The sequence below is a fragment of the Gimesia alba genome (genome assembly GCF_007744675.1).
In the GTDB taxonomy this organism is placed as follows: domain Bacteria; phylum Planctomycetota; class Planctomycetia; order Planctomycetales; family Planctomycetaceae; genus Gimesia; species Gimesia alba.
Genome location: NZ_CP036269.1, coordinates 7,275,245 through 7,294,538, shown reverse-complemented (window position 1 = coordinate 7,294,538; position 19,294 = coordinate 7,275,245). Strand labels below are relative to the sequence as shown.

Below are 19,294 nucleotides of genomic sequence, written 5' to 3'. Positions count from 1 at the left end.
TGTCGTGATTATTCTTCTTTGCGGGAAGGTTCTTCGTTCGTCGGCACTTCTTCGGTTGATTCGTTCTCGTCGGTGGCCTCACCCGAAGCTTTTGCTTTGTCCCACGGCGATTTTTTTCGCGGGGGAGGAGGGCCGGGGAATTGATAGTAGGTACATTCCATCCCGCCGTTATACAATTTGCGTCGGCGGGCTTTTTGTCCGAAAATACGCTCAAATCCGGGATGCGAAGTCAGTACATAAATCGACCACGTATCGAGCGGCTCGAACACGCGTTTCATTTCGCGGTAGATGACTTCGGCGTCTTCTTTCTCTCCCAGTCGTTCTCCGTAAGGAGGATTGGTAATGATACAGCCATACTTGCGGGGCGTGCTGAATTCGGAGAGAGGCTGTTCCTGAAAGTGAATGAAGTCCTCCATGCCCGCCTGTTGTGCGTGATAGCGGGCCATGCGAATCATGGCGGGATCGATATCGTAACCTTGCAAACGAAACGCAAGATCATTGCGTTCCAGGTCGCGGGCTTCGTCGCGGGCCTCTTTCCATAGTTCCGCAGGAAACTGCTGCCAGCCTTCGCAGGCAAATTCGCGGTTGATGCCCGGCGCCGTATTCGTACCGATCAGGGCCGCTTCAATGGGAATCGTTCCCGAACCGCAACAGGGATCGACAAACGCCCGTTCCCGGTTCCAGTAGCTGAGTTGAATCAGGCCGGCCGCCAGTGTCTCTTTCAATTGGGCGCCGGCGGTCAGTTTGCGATAGCCGCGTTTGTGCAGACTGGAACCGGTGGTGTCGACGCAGATTGAAGCCTTGTCTTTCAAGATCGCTGCATTGACCGAATATAGTGGCCCATCTTCGGGGAACCAGTCTTTGATGTAATGATCCTTCAACCGCTCGGCGATCGCTTTTTTGACCATCTTCTGTGAGTTTTTGGCGCTGTTGATTTTGGAACGGACGGCCGAAGCGCGGACGGGGAAACGCGCCGAAGGGGGCAGCCAGCGTTCCCATTCCAGATCGCGGGTTTCGTCGAACAGGTCATCGAAATCAAGGGCTGTGAACTCGCCCAGACAGATCATCACCCGGTCGGCGCTGCGGAGCCAGAGATTGCAACGGCAGATCGCTTCCAGATCGCCTTGAAAGGTAACCCGTCCGTTTTCGACCGTCTGATCCTCGTATCCGAGTTGTTTTAATTCGCGCGAAACCACGGCTTCCAGGCCAAAGGCAGAGGTGGCAACGAGTGTGAGCGGCTCAGACATACTGGTAGTCTATCTCTTTCGATTTCAGTAAAACGGTCAAATCCGGTAGAAAAAGGGTCGGCCGGTGATCATACTAGAGAGTATCCCATTTAACCATAGCCTGTCTCGAGCTAAGATACTCGGTCCAAATGGCCTTGGAGACGCTTTAGTAAAACTGGACACAGTCTAATATAGATGACACCCAACCGATTTCTACACGACAATGAATCATAAAGAAGGTTTTTACGATGCGGAATGCTCTTCCCCCTCATAATCGGCTCCCACGCCGTGATTTTCTGAAACAGGCCTCGCTGAATGTATTAGCGGGTACAGCGATTGCCAGCGGTTTACCCGGTTTGCAGGCCGGTGAGACAAAAAAGAAGAAACCCGCTAGCGGCTACCAACTGGGCGCGTTCACCAAGAGCTTTCAGGACATGCCGATTCCCGATGTGTGCCGGGCGTTCAAATCGATTGGTCTGGACGGTCTCGATCTGACGGTCCGCCCTAAAGGACATATCCTGCCCGAAAATGCCGAGAAGGAGTTGCCTGAGGCGAGTAAAGCGGCGAAAGAGGCAGGTGTGAAAATTCTGTTCCTGACCACGATGATCGACGAGCCCGACAAAAACGCCGAACGCATTCTGGCGACCGCACAAGAGCAGGGTATCGATCGGATCAAGATTGGTTACTATCGTTACAAGCCGTTCGGCACACTGGCACAACAGCTGAAAGAGACGACGAAAAAAATTGGTAAGGTCGCGAAGCTCTGTCAGAAGTATGAAATTCTGCCTTGCGTGCACGTGCACTCAAACGCGTTTCTTCCTTCGCATGGAACTCAGTTATATCAGTTGATCCAGGATTATTCGCCACAGGAAGTCGGCGCGTATGTCGACATGTTGCACATGGTCAAAGAGGGGAGCGGCGACGGTTGGCGACAGGGATTGGATTTACTCGCGCCCTGGATTTCGTTGTGTGCAGTCAAGAACTTTGCCTGGGAACGGGGTGAAGGTCGCGATAAACAGGGACATCAGAAATGGGAAGTGAAAACCGTGCCGGTTGCGGATGGCATTTCCCCAATCCCGAAATATGTGGCTGCCCTGCGTGAATTGGGTTACGAAGGAATCTTCTCACTGCATAGCGAGTATAAGGGCCGACATAGCTGGAAAGAACTTTCAACGCAGGAATGCCTGGCACAGACGGCCGTCGATGCGAAGTATTTCCGTTCGCTGTGGTCGTAAGAATGAACCACGGAACGCACGAAATTAATTACTACCACGAAAGACACGAAAAGCACGAAAGACAAGCAGCAGGGGGGCCGAATGGAATTCGGGCCGAGCGCAGCGAGCAGGAAACTGAGAGCGATCGTTTCGAATTGTTGAAGTAAATCACGGTACAGGATTCAACAGAGGTCAGTGACATTGTCCTCATTTGCGAACTTGTTCTGACAGTTTCCTGTTGTCTGCGACAACCGCGAATTGCATTCGCGGCCACCCGTTCTGAATTGAATATTGTTTTTAAACTCCAACTGAGCGGCACGGCGCTAGCCGCCGGTAGTGTGTAACGGAGCTGTTTTTAATTACCGGTGGCTAGCGCCATTCCGCTCATGGTGGGGGGCGTTAGATGTTTACTAAATTAGCGACTGCAGCAATTTGTCTCTTCGCATTTCTGTTCGCTCTTGACGTACATGCGGCTGTGCAACCGAACGTGATCCTGATCATGTGCGATGATCTCGGCTGGGGGGACACCGGCTTTAACGGAAACAAGATCATTAAGACGCCGCACCTGGATGCGATGGCGCGGGCGGGGATGATTCTCAAACGGTTCTACGCCGGGGCGCCGGTGTGCAGCCCGACGCGCGGGAGCTGTCTGACGGGCCGCAATCCGTTTCGGTATGGGATCGTGCATGCCAATACCGGGCACATGAAATCAGAGGAACAGACGCTGGCGGAATCATTGAAAGCCGCCGGTTATCGAACGGGGCACTTTGGCAAATGGCATCTGGGTACGTTGACCAAAACAGTCCGCGATTCGAATCGAGGCGGGCCTAAGAATACGGATCACTTTTCGCCCCCCTGGCTGAACGGGTTTGAAGTCTGTTTCTCGACCGAAGCGAAAGTCCCCACTTGGGATCCCATGCGGAAGCCGAAGGGAAAAGCATCCAGCAGAGGCTGGGCGGCGTTGACCGACGACAGTCCCAGTCAGCCGTACGGGACACACTATTGGAACGACGCGGGCGAGATCGTGAAGGACAATCTGAGCGGCGATGATTCACGCGTCATCATGGATCGCGTGGTTCCCTTCATTAAGCAGAGTGCGGAAGCGCAGAAACCGTTTTTTTGTGTGATCTGGTTTCATACGCCGCATCTGCCGGTGGTCGCCGGTCCCCGTTATCGGGAGATGTATGCGAAACACGATTTGTACCACGCGAACTATTATGGTTGCATTACCGCCATGGACGAGCAGATCGGACGCTTGCGGGCACAGCTGAAACAGTTAAATGCCGCTGAAAATACGATGCTCTGGTTCTGTTCCGACAACGGCCCGGAAGGGAATGCCAGTGCGCCCGGATCAGCGGGACCGTTTCGGGGACGCAAACGGGATCTGACTGAAGGGGGCATTCGAGTGCCGGCGCTGTTGGAGTGGCCGGGCAAAATTACCCCCGGCACCGAAACCAGTTTCCCGATGGTCACCAGCGATTATCTACCGACGATTCTGGCTGCCGCCGGGTTACCTGTTCCTGATAAGCGACCGTTGGATGGAATCAATTTACTCCCCGTGGTTCAACAGAATCTCAAGGAACGGACAGAGCCCATTGGATTTCAATTTCAAAACAAAGCGGCCTGGATGACGCACCGCTATAAGCTGTTACGCACGGGAAAAAGGGCGAAGGCACAATATCAGTTGTTTGATTTACTCGCTGATCCGGGTGAGACGACCGATGTTTCACAGGATTACCCCGCGCTGGTGAAGCAGTATCGACGCGACCTTGAGTCCTGGATTAAATCTTGTGACAACAGCAATCGGGGAAATGACTATTAATCAATTCGATTCTGCAAAAGAAACTGACTTCGATAGAAAGAACACAATGCCGGATATGAAAGCGCTCTTCAGTGTTACCTTTGTTTTATTTTTTCTCGTGACGACCCGCGTCAACGCGGTGGAAGAAACGCGGCCGAATATCATTCTGATCATGGTCGACGATATGGGCTTTTCCGATCTCGGCTGTTATGGCGGAGAAATTGAAACGCCGAACCTGGACGCGCTGGCTGCTGGGGGTGTGCGGTTTTCCCAGTTCTATAATACGGCTCGCTGCTGTCCCACTCGGGCGACTTTGATGACAGGCCTGCATCCGCATCAGACGGGAATCGGATGGATGACCGATCCGCCCAACGATCCCCGCAGCAGTTCCAAACCGCCCGCTTATCAGGGCTATTTGAATCGCGAGTGTGTGACAGTCGCGGAAGTGCTGCAGACCGCAGGCTATGCAACGTATATGACGGGGAAATGGCATCTGGGCTTTAACTCACAGGAGTGCTGGCCGCTGCAGCGGGGGTATCAAAAATACTTTGGCTGCATCTCGGGGGCGACTCGGTTCTTTTATCCGGAGGAACCTCGGGGGATGACGCTGGGAAATCAGCATATCAAAACGCCCCCCAGCACAACCGACCGTCGTTTTTATACGACCGATGCCTTTACCGATTACGCGATTCGTTTTCTGAAAGAACATCAGCAGGACGCAGTACAACAGGACAAACCGTTTTTCCTGTACCTCGCCTACACCGCGCCGCACTGGCCGCTGCAGGCACATGAAGAGGAGATCAAAAAATATCGCGGCAAATATCGGATTGGTTGGGATCGGCTCCGCAATCGCCGTCTGGCCAAGCAAAAGGAAATCGGCCTGCTGCCGGCGCATACCAAATTGTCGCCACGCAACGAAGCGGCGCCCGCGTGGGACTCTCTAGATGAGAAGAAGCAAAACGAGATGGATCTGAAGATGTCGGTCTATGCGGCGATGGTGGATCGCATGGATCAGAACATCGGCAAGCTGATCGGTTGGCTCAAAGCGAATCAGCAGTTTGACAACACGTTGATCCTGTTTCTGTCGGACAACGGCGCGTGTGCCGAGGGTCCTGCACTCGGCCGGGGGCGTTTTATGAATCCGAAAAATCGCGATCAAGAGCACAGCAACAGTTACGGAAAAGCATGGGCCAATGCATCGAACACGCCGTTCCGTCTATTCAAGCATTATGCTCATGAAGGGGGAACCTCAACGCCGTTCCTGATGCACTGGCCGGCGCAAATTCAGCCGCGCAAAGAATGGTACACGGAACCGGCGCAGCTCATCGACATCATGCCGACGCTTGTGGATGTGTCAGGCGCGAAATATCCCAAAACCTATGCCGGTAACAAGATCCACTCTTTAGACGGCGTCTCTCTGCGGCCGGCAATGCAGGGAAAGAGTCTGAATCGTGCCGCGCCCCTGTTCATCGAACATGAAAACAACGCCTTCGTGCGCGCTGGCAACTGGAAACTAGTGGGCCGCGGTGTTTCCCCGGCAAAAGGATTACAGCCACAAAAGTGGGAACTTTACAATGTGAAACAGGACCGCACGGAGTTGAACAATCTCGCAGAGAAAAAACTGAAGATGGTTTCGGACTTGTCAGCCCAATGGCAGGCGTGGGCCAAACGGGTGGGCGTGTATCCTAAGTAATGGCTTTTTTAAACATGGGGTGGTCCCGGATGTAATCCGGGATTGCTGAAAGCAACAGGATGTGGGTAGTAGATGCGCTGGATGGTCTGTTTGTGACCGATGACTGAGAGAGCATTTCGTTCCTCGAACTGTCGGTTTCCTGCTCGCTGCGCTCGGCCCGAATTTTATTCGAGCCCACCCCGGTTCCCTTTTAATTGATTTGAGTAGAGCCAGTTCAATCCTGTGCTTTCATCGGTCGAGGAAATTTTTCTTCCAGCAGTTTGACCGCGGCTTGAAAGGCTTTTTTGTCGGTGGGCTGGTCGGCGATGTTTGTGTTCTCTTCGGGATCGATGGTGTGATCGTAGAGCTCGCGTGCTGCAACCTCACCCGTTTTAAAGTCACGCCATTCCGTATAGCGATAGCGGGGTGTGCGGACAGAAACGCCCATGAACTCGGGGCTCATTTTGTAATAGGCGGGTCGCGGGTGCTGCGTGTAGGCGGCCGGTTTCACCGTTTTAGTGGGATCGTTCAAAATGGGGACCAGGCTCTTACCTTCCAGCTTCGCGGGGGAAGGTAACTCACACAGCTCTACCAGCGTCGGATACATGTCGATCAGTTCGACTAGCGCAGCGGATGTCTTACCCGCCTGTTTCATGTTGGGCATTGAAATCATCAATGGGACGTGCGCGTCGTTTTCAAAATTGGATGTCTTACACCACAGACCATGCTCGCCCAGGTGAAACCCGTGATCGGACCAGAAGACAATGATCGTGTTGTCCCGTAAACTCTGGCGATCCAGTTCTGCGAGCACTTTGCCGATCTGGGCATCGAGATAACTGATGCCCGCCAGATAGCCGGTGCGGAGCTCGATGATTTCCTCTTGCGTCAGTTTCCCCTTCGCGCTGCGCAGCAGTTCCTGACCGTTATGTAGCGCGACAGCCGGCACATTTTTCGGGGGTTCTGGATTCGCGGCGACGGAAATCGGACTATCGTCATACAGATCCCAATACTTTTTCGGTGGGTTAAAAGGCAGATGCGGCTTCCAGAAGCCGACCGCTAAGAAGAACGGTTCCTGTTTCTGTTTCACATCTTTAAGTGCTTGAACCGCCAGATCGGCAATCCGTCCGTCGAAGTATGCCGAGTCGGGAACGTCACGGCACTCGGTTCTCGACATCTTCGAGAAATTCACAGGTAGTTCACGATTATTGTTCAAAACCGGCTTGTCGCTGCCATGCGTGGCGTAATGCATCACCGCGGGCACGCTCCACGAGGTCGGGTCTCCCTGGATGTTCTGACGCCAGTTATGGAAAATTTTGCCAATGTTCTGAGTGAAGTAGCCTTGCTGCTTGAACAGTTGAGGCAGGGTGACGATGCCTGGTTTCACTTCGCGAAAGTGTGTGGGCAGATCCCAGATCTTAAGACTGTCCGGGCGACGGCCCGTCATCAGTGAAGCCCGCGACGGATTGCACAGAGCCTGTTGGCAGTACGCTTTCTTGAAGAGAACGCCTTGTGCTGCCAGTTGATCCAGGTGCGGCGTCTTCACCAGCGGATGACCGTAACAGGCCAGATCGCACCGCAGGTCATCGGCGGCGATGAACAGCACGTTGGGCTTTTCAGCTGCGACAGCCTCGAAGCAAAGGGCAGGGCAGACTGTTTCGAGTAAAACGAGCAGCAACAATAAGAAACATCTGCCAGAGTGTTGCATGAGACAAGACTTTCTATAAGCAATGATTGCAGGAAGAGTTAGCGTTTCTTTCATTCTGAAGACTCGCGGGCGTCGTTGCAACAGCAGAGATGTCTGGCAGGCAGGTCCTTGCCGGATTTTCAAAAAAATGATTGACAGTAAAATTTAATTGTATTACTGTGTTGATACAGTTTGTTGTGAGGACATATGATGCAAATTCAATTATCAGAAGCGGATGGCACGCCTTATTACCTGCAGGTAGCGAACCAGGTCAAGTTCCTGGTAGCGTCCGGGCGGCTGGAGCCGCATGAGCAACTCCCCTCGGTGCGCGGTCTCGCGCAGCAGTTGACGATCACGCCCAATACGGTGGCTCGTGCGTACCGCGAGCTGGAAGCCGAAGGAGTGGTGATCTCGAAACGCGGCGCCGGCGTTTTTATCTCGAATGGCGTGTCCCCCTTGTCGAATAAAGAGAAACGCCGCATTCTGAATGAGCGGATGGATGCACTGCTGACCGAATCGCGTCAGTTAGGCGTGGATGAAGAAACCCTGTTGAAGTTACTACGTCAGCGAAGCCAGAAGTTTGATTTATATAAAGAGGTCGAAAAATGAGCGAGCATGTGATTGAGATCAGTGATTTAAGTCGTCGCTTCGGGAAAAAACAGGCGTTGGACAACGTCAGTCTCTCCGTGCCGGAGGGGGCTGTATTTGGTCTGGTCGGTGAAAACGGAGCCGGCAAGACAACGTTACTCAAACACGTGCTCGGTTTCCTCAAGCCACAGCAGGGGACGGTGCGTGTGTTTGGCCTCGACCCGGTCGCCGATCCGCCGGGTGTCCTGGGGCGGATTGGCCATCTTTCCGAAACACGTGATCTGCCGACGTGGATGACGATTCGCGAACTGTTTGAATTCACGCGTGCCTTTTATCCCAAGTGGGATCCCGTCTACGCGGAAGAACTGCGGATGATGTTTGAACTCTCCCTCAATCAAAAAGTGCCGACCTTATCGCGGGGGCAGCTGGCACGGGCCGGACTGTTGTTGGCGCTGGCACATCGTCCGCCGCTTTTGGTATTGGATGAACCCTCTTCAGGCCTGGACCCGGTCGTCCGCAAAGACATTCTCGATGCCATCATTCGCACTGTAGTTGATGAGGGCCGCACGGTCCTGTTTTCTTCACATCTGTTAGACGAAGTGCAGCGCGTCTCCGACCGGGTTGCGATCCTCGATCAGGGCAAAATTTTGCTGACGAGCCCGCTGGATGAAGTGCTGGTTTCGCATTATCAGTTGACGGTCAGTTTCCAGGAACCGCAGCCGTTCTTTCCTGAACTGGCGGGGGCACTCACTTGGTCCGGCTCGGGCCGGGAATGGAAAATCATCTGTAACGGCCAGAAGCAGGAGCTAGAAGTTGCCTTGCAAGAACTGAAGGCGGAAATTCTGGAACAGAACTCTCCGACGCTGGAAGAAATATTTGTTGCCCGCATGAAGTCGGCCGCGCGATCGTCTTTTGAGGAATAAGTCCCATGGAAAATTCTTTCTTTATAGTGACAAAAGTGTTTGGAAAACGCGTCTGGTGGCAAGCGTTGCTGGCGGTCGGTTTTCTGATATTGCTGCCGCTCTCTGCTCGTGACGGCTTGAACTTCAATGGGAACCTGTTTTACGAAGGCGAGGGTAATCCATTCGATTATTTCTTTTCCTTTGTCAGTTTTTCCTGGTTGTTGTTTATTGGGATCTGCATCCATGCGTTCCGGGACTGTCGGAAGTTTATTTTTGCACTCCCACTTTCTTCGGCATCCATGGCCAGTTGGCTGATGCTGATCTCGGCAGGGTTTGTCGTGTTTTTAAGCCTGTTAACCAATGGGCTGTACCGGGTTCTCTTTTTTGATCAGAATTGGCTGAGCGAGTATTGGCCTGTGCTGGGCCCCACCTTATTTGTGACAACCCTGGTCATTGTCGGGCATAGTCTCTATTGGAATTTTCAGTCACAGAGTTTCTTAAAATTACTGTTTTCGGCCGCGGTGGTCATCGGACTGGGTTGGTGGTTTGCATCCCGCTTTTTTCCCAATGGAATCCAGAACCCGATCGTTCCCTGGTGCCGGGTCACACTGTCAGAATATGCGACGATGCTGGCTGTAAGTCTGGGGGCCTGGTGGCTGGGAGTCGCTTCCTTTAAACGTGTCCGTTGTGGGGATGCAAAACCGAGTCGGCCGTGGGAGCAGATCTCGCTCTGGTTTAATGGTTCCATCAATGGGGCACAGGCAGCGGATGCTCCTGTTTGTCTGTCAAGAACTGACTCGCTGGGTCAGCTGCACTGGCGTCAATCCTGTTCCGGGGCAGTCAGAATGGTGGGAATCGCGCTCGTCATTTTGCTGAGTGTCACTATTCTTGTCAGTCTGACGCAAAGTGGCCCTGATCTGCAATTATTTCATGAAACCACATCACTGGCGTTGCTTTTGTTTTCGATCATCAGTGCGACCTTGCTCGGGATATTTCTGGGTGAAGGTCTAGTGAATAAGGAAAAAAGAGAACTGATACCCGCTCTGGCGAACGCACCTTTCTCTGATCAGGTTTTAGCTTCTGCGTTACTGTGGAATTTGATGAAGTCGATCGGGGTACTGTTCGCCTTCCTGTTACTCAGTCTGGCATTGGGATATCTGGCTGCTGAGTTTATTTTCAAGCATGATGTTATTCTATGGAATGAGGGGCTACCAGTTCTTCAGAGTGTGGGCTTTAAAGTACTAGTCGCGCTCGCCGTCTATTGGTGTATTGCAGCAAACCTGGTTTCCCTTTTGTGGACCGGTCGGAACTGGTTCATGATTTCGGTCTTTGCGTGCATCACAGTTCTCTCCTTTATCGGCACGCCCCTTTATATATTTGTGGTCCCACGAGATTGGCAACCGCAGGTCGGACAAATGATTCTCTCATTTTTAACGTTGCTGGTCATCAGTGGCAGCGTGACTGCATTTGTGATGGCACTCCGCAAGAACTTGATCCGTTTTAGAACGGTTGTGGGATCTGCTTTGTTTGTTGTGGTGACCACACTGTTGTTCTGGAATGTCTGGAATTCACACCCCCAGGTTCTCAGAGTATTCTGCTCCTCGTTGTTCCTGCTGCTTGTGATACCGTTTGCGACGATTCCGCTGGCGGTGTCGTGGAACCGGCATCGATAAATGATAAAAGGTCTGTCTGATGTCATCTGCCTTCTATGTGACGACTAAGCAATTTCTAAAACGCATCTGGCTCGGGGCGTTACTGGTGATCAGTGCGCTGGTGCTGGCGCCGTTGGCCTTTCGTGCATTGATGTCGCTGAAAGAACTGGGAACGTATGGGGTATCGGTCCAGCCTTTCGATTACCATTTCGCGTTTCTGGGGCTGTCCTGGGTCTTCTTTATTGCACTTTGCGGCTACGCATTACAAGGCTGTGAATCAGTCGTGTTCAGGCTGCCTGTATCTTCAACGGCGATTGTCAGTGGTTTGATTTTGCTCACTGTGGGCACGGTGGTGTTGCTCAATCTGATTACCAATGGTCTCTATCGGATACTGTTTTTCGATCAACGCTGGCTCACTGAGTACTGGCCTTTGCTGGGGCCATTGCTGTTTTTGGTGACATTGATGCTGGTGGGGCATTCCCTTTACTGGAGTCGGTTTAGTCTCAGTTTTACCTACTGCGCCGTCTGGGGCAGTCTGATTGTTGGTCTGTTCTGGTGGTTTCTCTCTCGGTATTTTCCGAATGGGTTTCAGGCAGACATCGTTCCCTGGAGCCATGTCTCGCTCTCTGATTTTATGACCATGTCCACGGTCGGTATAGCAGCCTGGTATCAGGGGACCCGCGCGTTTGGCAAAGTCCGTTCCGGCACTGCAGTCCCCAGTCCAGAGTGGCAAAAAACGATTGCCTGGGGACGCGCCTGGTTATCTGGAGGGATTGCCGATCGTATATCGCTTCCGCTAACACAGCGGGCATCGTTGGCAGAGTTACATTGGCGCGATTCCTGCCGCCGACCCGTGATGGTTGGTGGATTGTACTTTGGAATGACGGCGGTTCTGCTGAGTTTTATCTTCTTTAAGCTGTCGTATACGCCGGGTGGCCAACAAAGTCCTTTCTGGGCTTACATGCAGAGCATCGGAACGATCATCAGTACGATGATCGTGATTTCGGCGCTGTTTGTCGGCTTTTTGCTGGGGGAGGGAATTAATAACGCGGGGCGAACGGAACTCAAGCGGTATTTGAGTATTGCCCCCTTATCGGATCACGGGTTCTCTTTGCTGCTGATTCGGAATGTAGTGAAGTCGGCCAGCCTGGTTTATTTTTGGTTACTGCTGAGTTGCCTGCTTTGTCATCTTACGATGATATTGTATTTTGGCGCTGAAAGTTCCGTCATGTCAGCGAGTATCTGGGAGGGCTATGTTCGTTGTCTGTCGATGCAGTTCTGGCCGTTTCTGTTTTTCTCGTCGACGATTTTCTGGGGCATCGTCGCTACCATGGTCTCGGTGTTCTGGACAGGACGTACCTGGTTTTATCTGGCGATCATTGCAGCCTTCGGCGGGCTGTGTGTCTCGTTTATCTTAATTAGCTCGCTCATTCGCACAGAATTCATCACTCCCTTACTTTATGGCTGCTTGTTGGCGATTTCCGTTTTCATTCTGGCAGGAACCTGTGCCGCTTTTGGAATCGCGTTCAGGAAAAAACTGATCACGGCGTCCTCCATTGGGGGAGCGGTATTCTTCTGTCTGATCGCTGGTTGGTTTGCCAGTTCCCTGTCGGCTGATAATTATGATACGTTGTTTATGAGAATTATCGAATCGAATTTTTTCTTTCGGGAAGTGGGTATCACCGGCATGCGTTATTTTGTGTTTGTGCTCCTGACGCTGCTTATCACCCCCTTCGCGACGATACCCCTGGCGGTGTCGTGGAATCGACATCGTTAAAACTAAAGAGGAATGAAGCCATGACAGATGGTCTGTTACGGGTCACGAAATATTCTTTGAGTACACACTGGCGAAGTGTGTTTGTTCTCACGGCAGTGCTGGTGTTACCGTCATTGGGGTTACGACTTCTGGCATTTTTACGTGAAATGTCGTCTGATCCGCAGTTCATGTTCACTCCCCAATTCCTGTTTTGGGGATTTCATTTCGCCTTTCTGTTCCTCATTGGGGGCGGGATTCTCCTGTTCTGTCTGAATGAATTGCTACACAAACAGAAATTGATGCTTCGGATGCCTGTTGCGACTGCGCAATTCGTCAGCGGCCTGATTCTATCTACGCTGGTCATCTTGCTTATGGTCAGTCTTGTGTCAAACGGAGTTTATCGTCTGTTACTGTTTGACGCAGACGGGTTCAGACAGTTTTGGCCTGTCACTGGGCCGACGCTATTCCTCGTGACTCTGATTGTGGTGGCCCATTGTATTTACTGGAACCTACAGAGACCGGGATTTGCCCGTTTGCTGTTCTGGTTCAGCTTTGTTATCGGAATGTGTTATTGGCTCCAGTCCCGTTACTATCCCGATGGTTTTAATGGATACGCGGCTCCCTGGTCTACAGTGACCTGGCCTGAATTTTTCACGATGTTGACTGTGTCTGTGACAGCCTGGATCGGAGCGATTCGTTCGTGTGCCCTGGTTCGTGGAGGTGTAGCGGTCCCGAGTCAGATGTGGGAGCGTGTCTGGAAAGAGGTTGGCAGATTGGGGCATGTGAACTGGGCGTCAGGTTTCAGGAAGCCCGATTCCGTATCCAGTGCCTTTGCCCGGCTATACTGGCGCGACTGCTGCAGCAGCGTCATGCTCTACTGGGTTTTGCTGGGAAGTGGCTTGTTAGTGATCAGTTTTTTTTCGGGTACAGGTTCCTGGGACTTGGGTGCGATTGTATTTCTCTTTTTGTTTTTTCCCAGTTTCTTCATGTCTCTGATGCTGGGGAGCTCGCTTCAATCCAGCCATCAGATGAAGGGGTATCTGGCAGTCGTTCCTCTTTCAGATCGAGATATCGCATCCATTCTGGTTCGTGCCATCCTGAAGCTGGTTGTGATCTCAGTGACATCCGTGTTGCTTTTTGGACTGGCAGGTGGTTCTCTCGTTTCTCTGTTGTTGCAGGGGTTCGAGACGACCAGAGATTCCGGGCTGTGGACGATCATGGACGAGTGGAGATTCGGGTTGATTTCCCTTGGCTCTCTTCTGCTGCTGTCATTCTGGGCCATGATTTCCAATATGACCGTCCTGCTCTGGATTCCGCGGCGGGCATGTTACTTCATCTTATTCCTTCTTCCCGGAGTGATTGGTTTTTTTATCGCGATTCATGAGAATGTCAATCTGTTTTCTTCCGTCATTGGCGATCTGATTTTTCTAACGATTAGTGTGTTGATCTGGTCTGCTACGTTATTGGCTTATGTGCGGGCGTACCGAACTGAATTGATCCATGCTCGAGCACTCTGGCTGGCGGCTCTGTTTTGTCTGGTCGCACCTGCCCTGTATTGGAATTTCTGGGGGACGAACGAATTGCCTTTCAGAGTGATCTTGTCTTCCTTACTCGTACTCGCAGTCACCCCCTTCGCGACGATACCGCTGGCGGTGTCGTGGAACCGGCATCGTTAATAGTTCAAGGTACTCGAATGTCATCTGCCTTTGTCATGACAACTCGACTCATCTGGAAGCGTGCCTGGCTTGGGGCACTGCTGACGGGGCTGGCCCTCGTGATGGGACCGGTGGTCTTGCCAGCCTTGCTGCACCTATTGCCGGGAGCTGTGAATGAAAACCTCGCACAACTGTTTCGCAGTCAGCTGCTGATCCTGGGCCTGTCTTGGGTGGCCTTTGGTTTTTTGTGTATCAACGCGGCTTATCAAAGCCCGCTGCAACTCACGCGGGGGCTGCCTGTCTCGTCCACCCGTATCGCCAGTTGGGTGATGTGGTCCACGGTGGTGATGGTGGTGGTACCCGCACTGTTGATCAACGGTCTGGTCCGGCTGCTGGTGATGGGCGCCAACTGGCCGGACCGCGACTGCTCTGTGCTGGGGCCGACTCTGTTTATCACAGCATTCATTATGGTCGCCTGGTCGGCTTACTGGAGTCTGCAGGCGAAGGGTTTCTGGCGGCTGCTGTTCTGGGCCAGCGCGGCAGGGGCACTCGTGGCCTGGCTGGTCTCCCGCTATTATCCCGAGGGAAAGCTGGTTCCCTGGAAGGTGGTGACACTGACGGAATGGATCACCGTACTGACGGTGTGTGGGGTAGCCTGGCTGGCAGGGATCCGTGGCTATGCCCGCATTCGTTGCGGTGTCGCAGTAACGAGCCGTCCCTGGTCCCGAATCGAGAACTGGTTGAACGGTGACCGAGGGCAACAGAGCGAGCAAAGTATTCCCGTTGTCGGTTCCCGGGTACAGGCCTTCACCCGGCTGCACTGGCAGGATGGTTGTTCTCCAGTGACTTTGCTGGCGGTGATCTTTGGTGGGCTGACACTAATCTTAAATCTGTATGGTTACCTCTATAAGGCGATCTACGGCTATGTGAACCCACTGATTGGCTCTAATCAGCCATTGGCCACATTTGGAGTCTTTCTGCTCTCATCTTTCGCCATGTTGCTTTTTCTGGGGCAATCACTGTTACTCCGGGATTTCTCCTCGATGAAGGGATATCTCGCGCAACTACCGGTTTCCAATCAAGAGTTATCTCATGCCCTGGTTGTTAATTTATTCAAATCACTTGGACTGCTGCTGTTCTGGGTAGTTATTTTCGGTTTCGGTGTAAGTTACCTGACGATTGTTTGCTATCAGGGATTGGAAGGCTTCTATCGAGACTGGAATTGGTTTTTGAAAGAGAAGTTTTTTCTGGTGCTACTGTTCTCCCTGTTGATGGTCTGGATGCTGATATCCAACGGACTGTCACTGATCTGGACCGGGCATACGAAATTCATGGGGTATGTCTTCGGTGTTGTAATGGTGTTGTTTTATCCCACATTGATTCTGTCGATCGGACCATTGAGAAATCAACGGCCCGATTTATCACTTGTCTGGATACTATTGGTCATTGGTGTGGTCTGTATCGTGACCATGTTGGCTTTCCAGAATGCTCACCGTCTCGGACTGATATCACTCAGGAGCATCTGGCTGGCGACCATCTTCTATCTGGTCATCACCATCGTCTTCTGGAACGTCTGGAAAACGAATCTGTTGATTGACCGCGTTTTGTTTTCATCCTTAATGATCTTCACCGTGCTCCCCTTCGCGACGATCCCCTTGGCGGTCTCGTGGAACCGGCATCGATAATTGTTCAAGGTGCAACCCATGTCATCAGACTTTGTCATGACAACTCGACTGATCTGGAAGCGTGCCTGGCCGCTGGCGCTGGGTGGGGTTGCGGCCTTTGTGCTGTTTCCTTATGTGGTTTTGAAAGTGAAAGCATATACGGAAGGAGCCGGGGGGCGGATTAACGCCGACATCTTCGAGTTTGGCTTCCTCTTTGGCTATTATATGCTCATGTCCAGCATCGTTTTTCTGGGCATCTCTGTGTCCATGACGACAGGCTTTCAGAAGTATTTCCTCAGGCTGCCCATCCCCTCTCGTACGATCGCCAGCGGGATGATGTTCACGGCGGTGACGCTGTTTTTCTCGATGCAGTTGCTGACGAATGGATTCTACCGTCTACTGTACTTCGATCAGAACTGGCTGACGGATTACTGGCCGCTCACGGGAACGCTGTTGTTTCTCGTGACGCTCACACTGGTCGGGTATGCTGTTTTCTGGTTGATGCAGGCACCCAGTCTGACGCGACTGTGTGCCTCGGTCGACTTTATTGGCGGGATGCTGCTCTGGTTTCTTTACCGGTTCTATCCCGACGGTTTCGGCGGAATTATGGTTCCCTGGACCCGGGTGACGCCGGTGGAAGGGGCGGCCATGCTCGGCGTCTCGCTAGGCGCCTGGTACCTGGGAACCGGTGCCTTCGCACAGATCCGTTCGGGCACGGCAGTTCCCGGTCCCGCCTGGGAATTGATGAAACAATGGTGGAACAGACTGGCAGTGGGGGCGCGCTCTGACAGAGAGACCGATCCCAGTTCGCAAACCGCGATCGCCACACTGAAGCAGGTGCACTGGCGGAACTCCTGTCGCAGTGGCGTGCTCATCGGATTTGGTCTGGCGGGGGTGGCATTCTGCTGCAACCTGGCTGCCTTTTTCATCTGGTCGAAACCCGGTGCCAATCCGAGACCTGTTTACATCCTGCCTGTATCGTTTCTGACCTACCTGTTCCTGCAGTTTGCAGTTGTCGTTTTGTTGCTCAAGCAGGCATTCTCAGTTGCACCCCAGCCGAAACAGCAGATGAAGGACTATTGGGCTACCCTCCCTCTCACAGATCGGGAGCTTGCAGCAGCGTTGATGCAGAACATCCTCAAGGCGGGGATGCTGGTGCTGCTGGCGATGATTCCCATCGGCGCGGGAGGGAGTTATCTCCTGTATGCCCTGATCCAGGGGTTGGGAGTGATCAGTTCAGACTGGCAGTGGTTTGTCAAACATGAACTGGTTGCGGCTGGGATCGGTGTAGTCGTCATAACGATATTGTCTTACTGGTCCATCATGCTGAATGGCATTTCACTCTGCTGGTGCCCCCGCCGAAGCGTTAGCTTGTGGGTTTCCGTCTCGCTTGTTGTTTTGCTGATTATTTCCGTTTCCGTGAGTGAACTGCTGCCTGTCTTACGGACGCCAGTGGTTCTGCTGGATGCTTGCCTGATCCTGGGGGGAACAGTTCTCGCTTTTTGGCACGCGTATCGCTCTGCTCTGATCAGCGGGAAGACGATCTGGCGGGTGACCCTGTTTTCTCTGCTGGTCTGCATCGCCTTCTGGAATTTCTCGAGACCAGACTTTTTTTTCATGTATTGCTGTCTGGTATTCGCCGTGCTTCCCTTTGCGACGATCCCCCTGATGATCTCCTGGAACCGGCATCGATGACCCGAGTCATGAAAAATTTGAACCAAACGAACGTTGTTTTATAACAGAAAGAAGTGAGGTGTTGTGATGACAACCGCCTTGTATGTGACGACAAAAGATTTTTGCAAACGTGCCTGGATTGGTGCGCTGCTGGCAGTGGGGACGCTGGTGATGGCGCCGTTGTTGTTTTTGGTGATCACGCGGCTGCAGGGTTTGAACCTGGATTATATGGAGCATGACCTGACCGGTTATCATTTTGCTTACCTCGGGCTTTCCTGGATCGCGTTTCTCGGCGTATCTTTGCATGCACTCTCTGGCTCTGAAAAAATCTGTCGGGCTCTGCCGGTCTCTTCGCGGGCGATCGCCAGTTGGCTGATGTTCTCGATGGTCGGACTGGTGGTAGTTCTGCAACTGTTGACTAACGGCGTCTATCGGATGTTGTTCTTTGACGAACACTGGCTGGCAGATTACTGGCCGTTATTGGGGCCGTTGCTCTTCATTGTGACTTTGATTCTGGTCGGTCATTGGTTTTATTGGAGCCTGCACGCGCCCAGTTTTACGCGCTTGTTTCTGGGAGCGGCACTGGTTCTTGGTATGTTTTTCTGGTTTCTCTCCCGCTATTACCCGAATGGCTTTCACTCAGAGGAAGTGCCCTGGAGCCGCGTCACGCTGGGAGAATTTGTGTTGATGCAATTCGTGAGCATCGCGGCCTGGTATCAGGGAACCCGGGCCTTTGCCCAGGTCCGCGCCGGCACTGCGGTTCCCAGTCCGGCCTGGGAGCAGGTGGAAGTCTGGTGGAAAGGGTTACTGAGCGGCGCAATTCCAGAAAAGCAGCCCGAACCACTCTCGCGGCGATCGGCTCTGACCAAACTGCATTGGCGTGATTCCTGCCGCCGCGCTGTCATACTTGGAGGGTTCCTGTTTGGAGGCATAGTACTGGTAATCACTCTCGGCATTGGGTCTCAGTTGAATTCGGATCAAACCAGTGTTCGCGAAATCGCCGAAGGATATTGGGCCATCACAATGATGGCCAGTTTCGTCGCGTCGATTCTTGTCGCCTTTTTGTTAGGGGATGGAATCTGCAATAAGGGACGCACCGAAATGAAGTGTTTTCTGGCAATCGCGCCCCTTCCCGATCAGGATCTGAATACGTTGCTGTTTCGGAATATGGTGAAATCTTCTGTTTTGACTCTCGCGATGATTTTTAGCGCGCTGTTTCTCAGTCTGGGGATCACCACACTCCTGTGGGGGCCAGAGGTTTTGAATTTCATGTGGGAGGGATTATTTGGGGGTTCCCAGTATTTATTACGTTTTCTGTTGATTGGGATCGGCTTCTGGGTGCTTGCTGCAAATGCCGTTTCGGTGTTCTGGACAGGTCGCACCTGGTTTATCAACACCGTTGTTGGCGTTGGTTTTGGTGGTTTCATTTTATATGTGGTCACCTTCAATCTGCTGGGCGCATTCTTTCGAGGTTCCTGGGTGGCCGCAGCCATCGTGAGCATGATGTTGCTGGCAGTCTATTCACTGATTGTCGGAGGCACATTTACAGCGTATCTCATTGCCTGGCGCAAGGCGTTCATTTCCTGGAAGAAGGCGGTGATGGCGCTGCTGATCTGGTGCAGCCTGGGTGCTATCTTTTCAGTAACGCTATTGAACGAGGCGGCGCGATCTGGCCTGGAGCCTCGGTGGAGTATGTTCTGGATCTATTCCGCGATCAGTGCCTTCGTTCTGGTGCCGTTCGCCACGATTCCGCTGGCTCTGAGTTGGAACCGGCATCGCTAGAAAAATGAAAACGAGGAGTGCAGG

Annotated in this window: 13 protein-coding genes; 11 read left to right on the top strand and 2 right to left on the bottom strand. The window is 52.7% G+C overall.

Annotated elements, in window-relative coordinates:
• Positions 1–8 precede the first annotated feature (8 nt).
• Positions 9–1,247, bottom strand: a complete 1,239-nt coding sequence (locus Pan241w_RS27270; RefSeq protein WP_145222360.1) for a THUMP domain-containing class I SAM-dependent RNA methyltransferase — start codon at positions 1,245–1,247, stop codon at positions 9–11.
• Between the two features lie 227 nt (positions 1,248–1,474).
• Here Pan241w_RS27270 and Pan241w_RS27265 point away from each other — a divergent pair, with 227 nt between their 5' ends.
• The 3 genes from Pan241w_RS27265 to Pan241w_RS27255 all read left to right on the top strand — a co-directional run bounded on the left by Pan241w_RS27265 (position 1,475) and on the right by Pan241w_RS27255 (position 5,934).
• Positions 1,475–2,461, top strand: a complete 987-nt coding sequence (locus Pan241w_RS27265) for a sugar phosphate isomerase/epimerase family protein (RefSeq protein WP_145222357.1) — start codon at positions 1,475–1,477, stop codon at positions 2,459–2,461.
• A gap of 382 nt (positions 2,462–2,843) precedes the next feature.
• Positions 2,844–4,262 carry a sulfatase family protein gene (locus tag Pan241w_RS27260; RefSeq protein WP_145222355.1) on the top strand — a complete coding sequence of 473 codons (1,419 nt, stop codon included), beginning with the start codon at positions 2,844–2,846 and terminating at the stop codon, positions 4,260–4,262.
• Positions 4,263–4,308: 46 nt separating this feature from the next.
• A complete protein-coding gene (locus tag Pan241w_RS27255) occupies positions 4,309–5,934 on the top strand; it encodes an arylsulfatase (RefSeq protein WP_198000184.1) in 1,626 nt (541 codons plus the stop codon).
• 214 nt (positions 5,935–6,148) lie between these two features.
• Here the strand turns inward: Pan241w_RS27255 and Pan241w_RS27250 are convergent, their stop codons facing one another.
• Positions 6,149–7,591: a sulfatase gene (locus Pan241w_RS27250; protein WP_232107292.1), complete on the bottom strand. Its 1,443-nt coding sequence runs from the start codon at positions 7,589–7,591 to the stop codon at positions 6,149–6,151.
• A 213-nt stretch (positions 7,592–7,804) separates the two neighbouring features.
• Here Pan241w_RS27250 and Pan241w_RS27245 point away from each other — a divergent pair, with 213 nt between their 5' ends.
• The 8 genes from Pan241w_RS27245 to Pan241w_RS27210 all read left to right on the top strand — a co-directional run bounded on the left by Pan241w_RS27245 (position 7,805) and on the right by Pan241w_RS27210 (position 19,270).
• Complete coding sequence (locus Pan241w_RS27245; protein WP_232100874.1) at positions 7,805–8,206, top strand: GntR family transcriptional regulator; 402 nt, start codon at positions 7,805–7,807, stop codon at positions 8,204–8,206.
• Complete coding sequence (locus Pan241w_RS27240; RefSeq protein WP_145222349.1) at positions 8,203–9,108, top strand: ABC transporter ATP-binding protein; 906 nt, start codon at positions 8,203–8,205, stop codon at positions 9,106–9,108. The genes Pan241w_RS27245 and Pan241w_RS27240 overlap by 4 nt, the downstream gene beginning before the upstream one ends.
• Before the next feature lie 5 nt (positions 9,109–9,113).
• Positions 9,114–10,760, top strand: a complete 1,647-nt coding sequence (locus Pan241w_RS27235) for a hypothetical protein (RefSeq protein ID WP_145222346.1) — start codon at positions 9,114–9,116, stop codon at positions 10,758–10,760.
• A gap of 19 nt (positions 10,761–10,779) precedes the next feature.
• Positions 10,780–12,516 (top strand): hypothetical protein, encoded by a 1,737-nt coding sequence (locus tag Pan241w_RS27230; protein ID WP_145222343.1) that lies wholly within the window; start codon positions 10,780–10,782, stop codon positions 12,514–12,516.
• A gap of 20 nt (positions 12,517–12,536) precedes the next feature.
• Positions 12,537–14,171 (top strand): hypothetical protein, encoded by a 1,635-nt coding sequence (locus tag Pan241w_RS27225; protein ID WP_145222340.1) that lies wholly within the window; start codon positions 12,537–12,539, stop codon positions 14,169–14,171.
• Positions 14,172–14,188: 17 nt separating this feature from the next.
• Entirely contained in the window at positions 14,189–15,835 is a 1,647-nt protein-coding gene (locus Pan241w_RS27220) for a hypothetical protein (protein ID WP_145222338.1), read from the top strand.
• Between the two features lie 18 nt (positions 15,836–15,853).
• Positions 15,854–17,509 (top strand): hypothetical protein, encoded by a 1,656-nt coding sequence (locus Pan241w_RS27215; protein WP_145222336.1) that lies wholly within the window; start codon positions 15,854–15,856, stop codon positions 17,507–17,509.
• A gap of 66 nt (positions 17,510–17,575) precedes the next feature.
• Positions 17,576–19,270, top strand: coding sequence for a hypothetical protein (locus Pan241w_RS27210; RefSeq protein ID WP_145222334.1), 1,695 nt, complete (start codon positions 17,576–17,578; stop codon positions 19,268–19,270).
• Positions 19,271–19,294 lie beyond the last annotated feature (24 nt).

Coding starts and splice junctions, on each gene's coding strand:
- Pan241w_RS27270 (WP_145222360.1), bottom strand. CDS start 1,247: ATGTCTGAGCCGCTCACACTCGTTGCCACCTCTGCCTTTGGCCTGGAA.
- Pan241w_RS27265 (WP_145222357.1), top strand. CDS start 1,475: ATGCGGAATGCTCTTCCCCCTCATAATCGGCTCCCACGCCGTGATTTT.
- Pan241w_RS27260 (WP_145222355.1), top strand. CDS start 2,844: ATGTTTACTAAATTAGCGACTGCAGCAATTTGTCTCTTCGCATTTCTG.
- Pan241w_RS27255 (WP_198000184.1), top strand. CDS start 4,309: ATGCCGGATATGAAAGCGCTCTTCAGTGTTACCTTTGTTTTATTTTTT.
- Pan241w_RS27245 (WP_232100874.1), top strand. CDS start 7,805: ATGATGCAAATTCAATTATCAGAAGCGGATGGCACGCCTTATTACCTG.
- Pan241w_RS27240 (WP_145222349.1), top strand. CDS start 8,203: ATGAGCGAGCATGTGATTGAGATCAGTGATTTAAGTCGTCGCTTCGGG.
- Pan241w_RS27235 (WP_145222346.1), top strand. CDS start 9,114: ATGGAAAATTCTTTCTTTATAGTGACAAAAGTGTTTGGAAAACGCGTC.
- Pan241w_RS27230 (WP_145222343.1), top strand. CDS start 10,780: ATGTCATCTGCCTTCTATGTGACGACTAAGCAATTTCTAAAACGCATC.
- Pan241w_RS27225 (WP_145222340.1), top strand. CDS start 12,537: ATGACAGATGGTCTGTTACGGGTCACGAAATATTCTTTGAGTACACAC.
- Pan241w_RS27220 (WP_145222338.1), top strand. CDS start 14,189: ATGTCATCTGCCTTTGTCATGACAACTCGACTCATCTGGAAGCGTGCC.
- Pan241w_RS27215 (WP_145222336.1), top strand. CDS start 15,854: ATGTCATCAGACTTTGTCATGACAACTCGACTGATCTGGAAGCGTGCC.
- Pan241w_RS27210 (WP_145222334.1), top strand. CDS start 17,576: ATGACAACCGCCTTGTATGTGACGACAAAAGATTTTTGCAAACGTGCC.